Annotated in this window: 4 protein-coding genes; all 4 read right to left on the bottom strand. The window is 70.8% G+C overall.

Annotated elements, in window-relative coordinates; all coding sequences use genetic code 11:
* Positions 1-45: 45 nt before the first annotated feature.
* Positions 46-1719, bottom strand: coding sequence for an ATP-binding cassette domain-containing protein (locus ACIBJH_RS45885; RefSeq protein ID WP_399122971.1), 1674 nt, complete (start codon positions 1717-1719; stop codon positions 46-48).
* Positions 1720-1731: 12 nt separating this feature from the next.
* Positions 1732-3870 carry a 1,4-alpha-glucan branching enzyme gene (gene glgB, locus ACIBJH_RS45880; protein ID WP_399123042.1) on the bottom strand — a complete coding sequence of 713 codons (2139 nt, stop codon included), beginning with the start codon at positions 3868-3870 and terminating at the stop codon, positions 1732-1734.
* A 272-nt stretch (positions 3871-4142) separates the two neighbouring features.
* Entirely contained in the window at positions 4143-5504 is a 1362-nt protein-coding gene (locus ACIBJH_RS45875) for a maltokinase (protein ID WP_399122970.1), read from the bottom strand.
* Between the two features lie 28 nt (positions 5505-5532).
* Positions 5533-6759, bottom strand: a 1227-nt coding sequence (gene treS / locus ACIBJH_RS45870) for a maltose alpha-D-glucosyltransferase (protein WP_399122969.1), incomplete at its 5' end; no start/stop codon positions are given.

The raw sequence follows: 6759 nt of genomic DNA, 5'->3' as shown, positions 1-6759 counted from the left end.
CGGCAGGGCGGTTGAGCCGGCAGGGCGGTTGAGTGCCGGATCAGCTCACCGTCCGGCGCGGGCTGCCGGCACCCCTTGACGGCACCTGCGCACCAGCACCGCCCAGGTCGCAGCCAGGAACAGCACCGCGAACCCCGCCAGGATCAGCCAGCCGCGTCCGGCCGGATGCGCGAACGAGTCGCCGTACGAGCGCAGCAGTGGCGGCCCCGCCGGTGAACCGCCGTCGCGCCACAGGCCGTTGAGGTCGATGGCACCGCCCAGTGCCTCGAACGCCCAGCGGTTGGTCATCGCCCAGCTGATCCCCTGGCCGACCGATGCCATCCGGGGCACCGGCACGAAGGCGCCAGAGAACAGGACTTGGGGGAAGCAGAGCAGCGGCAGCATCAGGGTCGCCTGGGCCGGTTCCGTGACCGCGGCCGAGGTGAGCAGCCCGAGGGCCAGCGCGGCGGCCGAGGCCAGCACACTGGTCAGGAACAGCGAGCCGTACGTGTCCCAGCCCGCCGCCGGCAGCCGGTCCAGCGCGCGCAGCACCGCCAGCAACAGGGCGTCCGCCGCGGCCAGTACAGGCAGCACGGTGGTCAACTTCGAGGCCACGTACGGTCCGATCCGCACCCCGGCCAGCCACTCGCGGCGCAGCACGGCCAACTCCGGGCAGATCTGCAGCAGTCCGTACGTCAGCCCGAAGAAGAACGCCCCGAATGCGATCCAGAACATGATCATCGCCGTGGACCCGGGATCGGGCGCCGCCGGATCGAAGGCACCCGCCCGGAACAACACCGCGAACATCGCCACGATCATCACCGGCGACCCCACGAACACGGCGACCGACAGCCGGTTGTGCACCAACAGAGCCGTCGTACGTCGGGTCAGCAGCGCCCATTGGCGTACGGCGCCGACGCGCGGCGGACGGTGCGTGGCGGGCGCCGGTCGGCGGTCGGGAAGCGCTGCCGGGGCCGCCCGTTCGGCGCGCTTCCCTTCCGCGACGGCCGCGTACACGTCCTCCGCCGTCTCCGCGCCGAACGCTCCGAGCAGCGCGTCCGGCGGTCCCACGAACGCGACCGCACCGCCCGGCGACAGGAACACGACCTGGTCGCAGCGCGGCAGATCGGCGAGGACGTGGGTGGTGAGCACGACGGTGGTGCCGGTCTCGGCCAGGCTGCGCAGGGTGGCCAACAGGGCTGCCCCGGTGACCGGATCGAGCCCGGAGGTGGGCTCGTCGAGGAAGAGGACGCGCGGCCGGGTCAGCAACTCGGCCGCGATACTGGCCCGTTTGCGCTCCCCGCCGCTCAACGCCCGCACCGGCGTATCGGCACGCTCGGACAGCCCGAGTGCGTCGAGCACCTCCGTCACCCGCGCCGGGACCGCCTCGCCCGGCATCCGCAATCGCCCCGCGTACTCCAGCGTGCGCCGCAACGGCAGCTCACGGTGGATCACGTCCTCCTGCGGCACATACCCGAACTCCGGCCCGGGCGGCCCCGGTTGGGCACCGTCGTGCAGTACGGCCCCCGTGGTCGGGCTCTGGAGTCCCGCGAGGGTCCCCAGCAGCACCGTCTTGCCCGCCCCGCTGCTGCCCGCGATCACCGTGAGCTGTCCGGCCCCGACCTCGAACGACACCTCAGCCAACACCCGCCCGGCGTCCCGCACTTCCTGCGTGACGTCCCGCAACTCCAGGTGCAGGCCTGCTATTTGGGTGATGTCAGGATGTATCGGCGTCGGCATGGGAGCAGCATGTCACCCCGGTGTCAGCCACACCGTCGCCAGGGGCGGGAGGGTGAGCCGGATATGGCCGACCTCCGGTTTGACCGGATCGGGGTTGGTGACATCGCTGCCGCCATAGGCGGCGGAGTCGGTGTTGAGCGTCTCGCGCCAGGCCGGGATGTCGTCCGGGACGCCCAGCCGGTAGTCGTGGCGTACGACGGGGGAGAAGTTGCTGACAGCGAGAAGCGGCGCGCCCTCGGCGTCGAATCTCAGGAACGCGAAGACGTTGTCCTCGGCCGCGTCGCCCAACACCCAGCGGAAACCGGAGGGTCGGGTGTCCAGCTGCCAGAGGGCCGGAGTGCGGCGGTAGACGGTGTTCAGGTCGCGGACGAGGTTCTGGACACCCCGGTGGTCGGGCGCCGCGTCGTAGGCCGGGTCGAGGAGCCACCAGTCGGGGCCGTGGGCTTCGGACCACTCGGCGCCCTGGGCGAACTCCTGGCCCATGAAGAGGAGTTGCTTGCCGGGGTGGGCCCACATGAACCCCAGATACGCCCGGTGGTCGGCGCGCTGCTGCCACCAGTCGCCGGGCATCTTGGACACCAACGACCGCTTCCCGTGGACGACTTCGTCGTGCGAGATGGGCAGGACGTAGTTCTCGCTGTACGCGTAGACCATCGAGAAGGTCATCTCGTGGTGATGGAACTTGCGGTGGACCGGCTCGTGCGCCATATAGCCGAGCGAGTCGTGCATCCAGCCCATGTTCCACTTCAGCCCGAAGCCGAGGCCGCCGGTGTCGGTGGGCCGGGTGACGCCGTCCCAGGCGGTGGACTCCTCGGCGATCGTCACGACACCCGGCACCCGCCGGTACACGGTCGCGTTCATCTCCTGGAGGAAGGCGACCGCGTCCAGGTCGTCGCGCCCGCCATGGACGTTCGGGGTCCACTGGCCCGAGTCGCGCGAGTAGTCGAGATAGAGCATCGAGGCGACCGCGTCCACGCGCAGGCCGTCGATGTGGAACTCCTGGCACCAGTAAACGGCGTTCGCCACAAGGAAGTTGCGCACCTCGGTCCGCCCGAGGTCGAACTCGTACGTCCCCCAGTCCGGATGCTCGGCCCGCCGCGCGTCCCCGGGCTCGTACAGCGGCTCCCCGTCGAACCGGGCCAACGCCCAGTCGTCCTTGGGGAAGTGCGCCGGCACCCAGTCCATGATCACGCCGATACCGGCCTGGTGCAGGGCGTCGACCAGGAACTTGAAGTCGTCGGGGGTGCCGAGGCGGGCGGTCGGGGCGTAGAAGCCGGTGACCTGGTAGCCCCAGGAGCCACCGAAGGGATGCTCGGTCACCGGCATGAACTCGACGTGGGTGAAGCCCAGGTCCTTGACGTACGCGGGGAGTTCGACGGCGAGCTGACGGTACGTCAGGCCGGGCCGCCAGGACGCGAGATGCACCTCGTACACGGACAACGGTGCTTCGTGGACGGGAGTCTCCGTCCGGCGCGCGAGCCACTCCGCGTCGCCCCACTCGTGGTACGAGGCCGTCACGATGGACGCCGTGGCGGGCGGCACCTCCGTACGACGGGCCATCGGGTCCGCCTTGAGGAAGCGGTCGCCGTGCCGCGAGGTGATCTCAAACTTGTACCGGGCGCCCTCGCCCACCCCCGGCAGGAACAGCTCCCACACACCCGACGAACCGAGCGACCGCATCGGGAAAGCCGTGCCGTCCCAGGAGCTGAAGTCCCCGGCGACACGCACCCCCTGGGCGTTCGGCGCCCACACGGAGAAGCGGGTGCCGGTCACTCCCTCATGCGTCATAGGCTCCGCACCGAGCGCCTTCCACAACTCCTCGTGGCGCCCCTCCCGGATCAGATGCAGATCGAGATCGCCGAGCGCGGGCAGGAAGCGGTACGGATCGTCCACCTCGTGCTCGTCGCCCTCCGCGTACGACACCAGCAGCGTGTACGCCGGGATCGCGTCGAGCGGCAGTACGCCGGAGAAGAGACCGTCCCCTTCCGAGGCGAGCGCGTTGCGCATGCCGTCGACCACGACACTCACGGCCCGGGCGTACGGCCGTAGCGCCCGGAAGGCGATCCCACCCGGAACCGGACGCGCGCCGAGGAGCGCGTGCGGGTCGTGGTGGGCGCCGGAGAGCAGGCGCTCGCGGTCGGCCGGGTCCAGCGGGGCAGACGCCGTGGGACCCCCCGCGCCCGGGTGAACCGGAACGGTCGTGGGCGAGGCCGCCGCGGGTGCGGCCGGGGCGTCGGTCTCCGGCGAGGCGGGCGCGGTCGGTTCGGGTGACTCCGGGGCGGCGGCCGCGGGTGAGCCGGCCGCCTCCGGAGGTTCCGCTACGGGACGCTCGCCGGTCTCCGGCGCGCCAGGCCCGGTCGGGCCGCCGGGCGTGGCCGGACCGCCCGTCTCTTGAGGTGAAGTGTCGCGCAGGGCCACGGAGTTCAGCCTCCTCGGACGGCGAGTCGCTCGATCGCCGCCATGGGTACGGGAAGCCAGTCCGGGCGGTGTCTGGCCTCGTACAGCACTTCGTAGACCGCGCGATCCGTCTCGTAGGCGCGCAGCAGGGCGTGTTTGGTGCGGGGGTCCCAGCCGGCCCGGGCCGCGTAGCCCGCACAATAAGCCTCGCGACAGCGGCGCGCCCACTCGGGGCGCCAGGGACGGCGCTGCCGGGCCGCGTAGTCGAAGGAACGCAGCATCCCGGCGATGTCCCGCACCGGGGACTGCGCGCTGCGCCGCTCGGCCAGCGGCTTGGAAGGCTCGCCCTCGAAGTCGATGACGAACCAGTCCCGGCCGGCCCGCAGCACCTGCCCGAGATGCAGATCGCCGTGGATGCGCTGGGCGGGCGGCCCGGCGTCCCGGCCGACCAACGCGCCGAACGCGGTCCGCAGCCCCGGCACGAACGGCCGCAGGGCCGGCACGGAGTGCGCGGCGGCCTCCAGCCGCTCGGTCATCGCGGCGGCCGTACGGTCGTTGTCCCCACCGGTGCCGGACGGAAAGGCCGCGGCCAGTGCGAGATGGACATCCGCCGTGGCCTGCCCCAACTCATGTGCCTCGGTGGTGAATTCGTCACCGGCGGCAAGTGCGCGCAGCGCCAGCGCCCAGCCGTCGGAGGCGTCCGGCAGGAACGGCTGGAGCACACCGAGCGTGGCGGCCCGCGGCTCCGCCGTCCGGAACCACGCCACGGGCGCGGGCACCCGGGTGCAGCCCTGTGCCGCCAGCGCCCCCGGCAGTTCCAGGTCCGGGTTGATACCGGGCTGGATGCGCCGGAACACCTTCAGGATGAAGCGGTCGCCGTACACCAGCGAGGAGTTGGACTGCTCGGCGTCCAGCAGCCGGGGCGCGAGTCCGGCGGGCACCGACATCGACGGATCCGCCTCGAAGCGCAGGGGACCCGCCGTACCGGGGTGCCGCAGCCGCTCCAGCAGCAGTTCCGCCGCCCGCGGATCCTGGAGGGCGTCGTACACCGCGAGCCCGGCCAACGGGCCTTCGTGCACCCGGCCGATGAAGGCCCGGGCGAGCCGCGGCGAGACGTGTTCCCTTACGCCGAGCAGGAGTTGGTAGCAGTCGCCGGGCGGGGGAGTGCCGCCCGGCGCGGGAACCGCCGTGTGGGACGCGTGCACCAGCAGATGGAGACAGCCCGGGAACAGCTCGGTCGTGGACAGCACGTCGAGGTCGGCCACCGGCCGGTCCTTGCCCGCGAACCAGCGCTGCCCGGGCAGCCATTCGCGCAGTAGCCCGGTGAGCGTGGCCGGAGGCCGGTCGACGCCAGGGCTGCTCGGTCGGAGGGGTGCGGTCTTCGGCATGGTGACGCGTCCTTTCGCGGGCACATCCTCAAAGTCGTCGGCCGTTGCGGGGAGCGGCTCGCGAGAGCCGGAACCAGTAGAAGCCGTGCCCCGCGAGCGTCAGCAGATACGGCAGCTCACCGATCGCCGGGAAACGCACCCCGCCGATCAGCTCCACGGGATGCCGGCCGTCGAACTCCCGCAGATCCAGCATGGTGGGCTGCGCGAACCGCGAGAAGTTGTGCACACAGAGCACGAGATCGTCCTCGTACTCGCGCAGAAACGCGATCACCGCCGGGTTCGTCGACTGGAGCTCCGTGTAGGAGCCGAGGCCGAACGCCGGGTTCTGCTTGCGGATCTCGATCATGCGGCGCGTCCAGTGCAGCAGCGAGGAGGGCGACGACATCGACGCCTCGACGTTGGTGACCTGGTAGCCGTAGACGGGGTCCATGATCGTCGGCAGGAAGAGGCGCCCCGGATCGCAGGAGGAGAAGCCCGCGTTGCGGTCGGGCGTCCACTGCATGGGGGTGCGGACGGCGTCGCGGTCGCCGAGCCAGATGTTGTCGCCCATGCCGATCTCGTCGCCGTAGTAGAGGATCGGCGAGCCGGGGAGGGAGAGCAGCAGGGCGGTGAACAGTTCGATCTGGTTGCGGTCGTTGTCCAGCAGAGTCGCCAGGCGCCTGCGGATCCCGATGTTGGCGCGCATCCGCGGGTCCTTGGCGTACTCGGCCCACATGTAGTCGCGTTCCTCGTCGGTGACCATTTCCAGGGTCAGCTCGTCGTGGTTGCGCAGGAAGATGCCCCACTGACAACCGGAGGGAATCGCGGGGGTCTTGGCGAGGATTTCCGAGACGGGATACCTGGACTCCCGGCGTACCGCCATGAAGATCCTCGGCATCACCGGGAAATGAAATGCCATGTGGCACTCGTCGCCGCCGCTCTGGAAGTCGCCGAAGTAGTCGACGACGTCCTCGGGCCACTGGTTCGCCTCCGCCAGCAGCACCGTGTCCGGATACATCGCGTCGATCTCGCGGCGGACGCGCTTGAGGAAGTCGTGACTGGCGGGCAGGTTCTCGCAGTTGGTGCCTTCGGCCGCATAGAGATAGGGCACGGCGTCGAGCCGGAAGCCGTCGATGCCGAGGTCCAGCCAGAAGCGGAGGGCGGCCAGGATCTCTTCCTGTACGGCCGGGTTCTCGTAGTTGAGGTCCGGTTGGTGGGAGAAGAAGCGGTGCCAGAAGTACTGCTTGCGGACGGGGTCGAAGGTCCAGTTGGAGGC

The sequence above is a fragment of the Streptomyces sp. NPDC050548 genome (assembly GCF_044457385.1).
GTDB lineage: Bacteria > Actinomycetota > Actinomycetes > Streptomycetales > Streptomycetaceae > Streptomyces.
The sequence above is the reverse complement of the archived record's forward strand: the minus strand, read 5'-3'. Positions and strand labels throughout refer to the sequence as shown.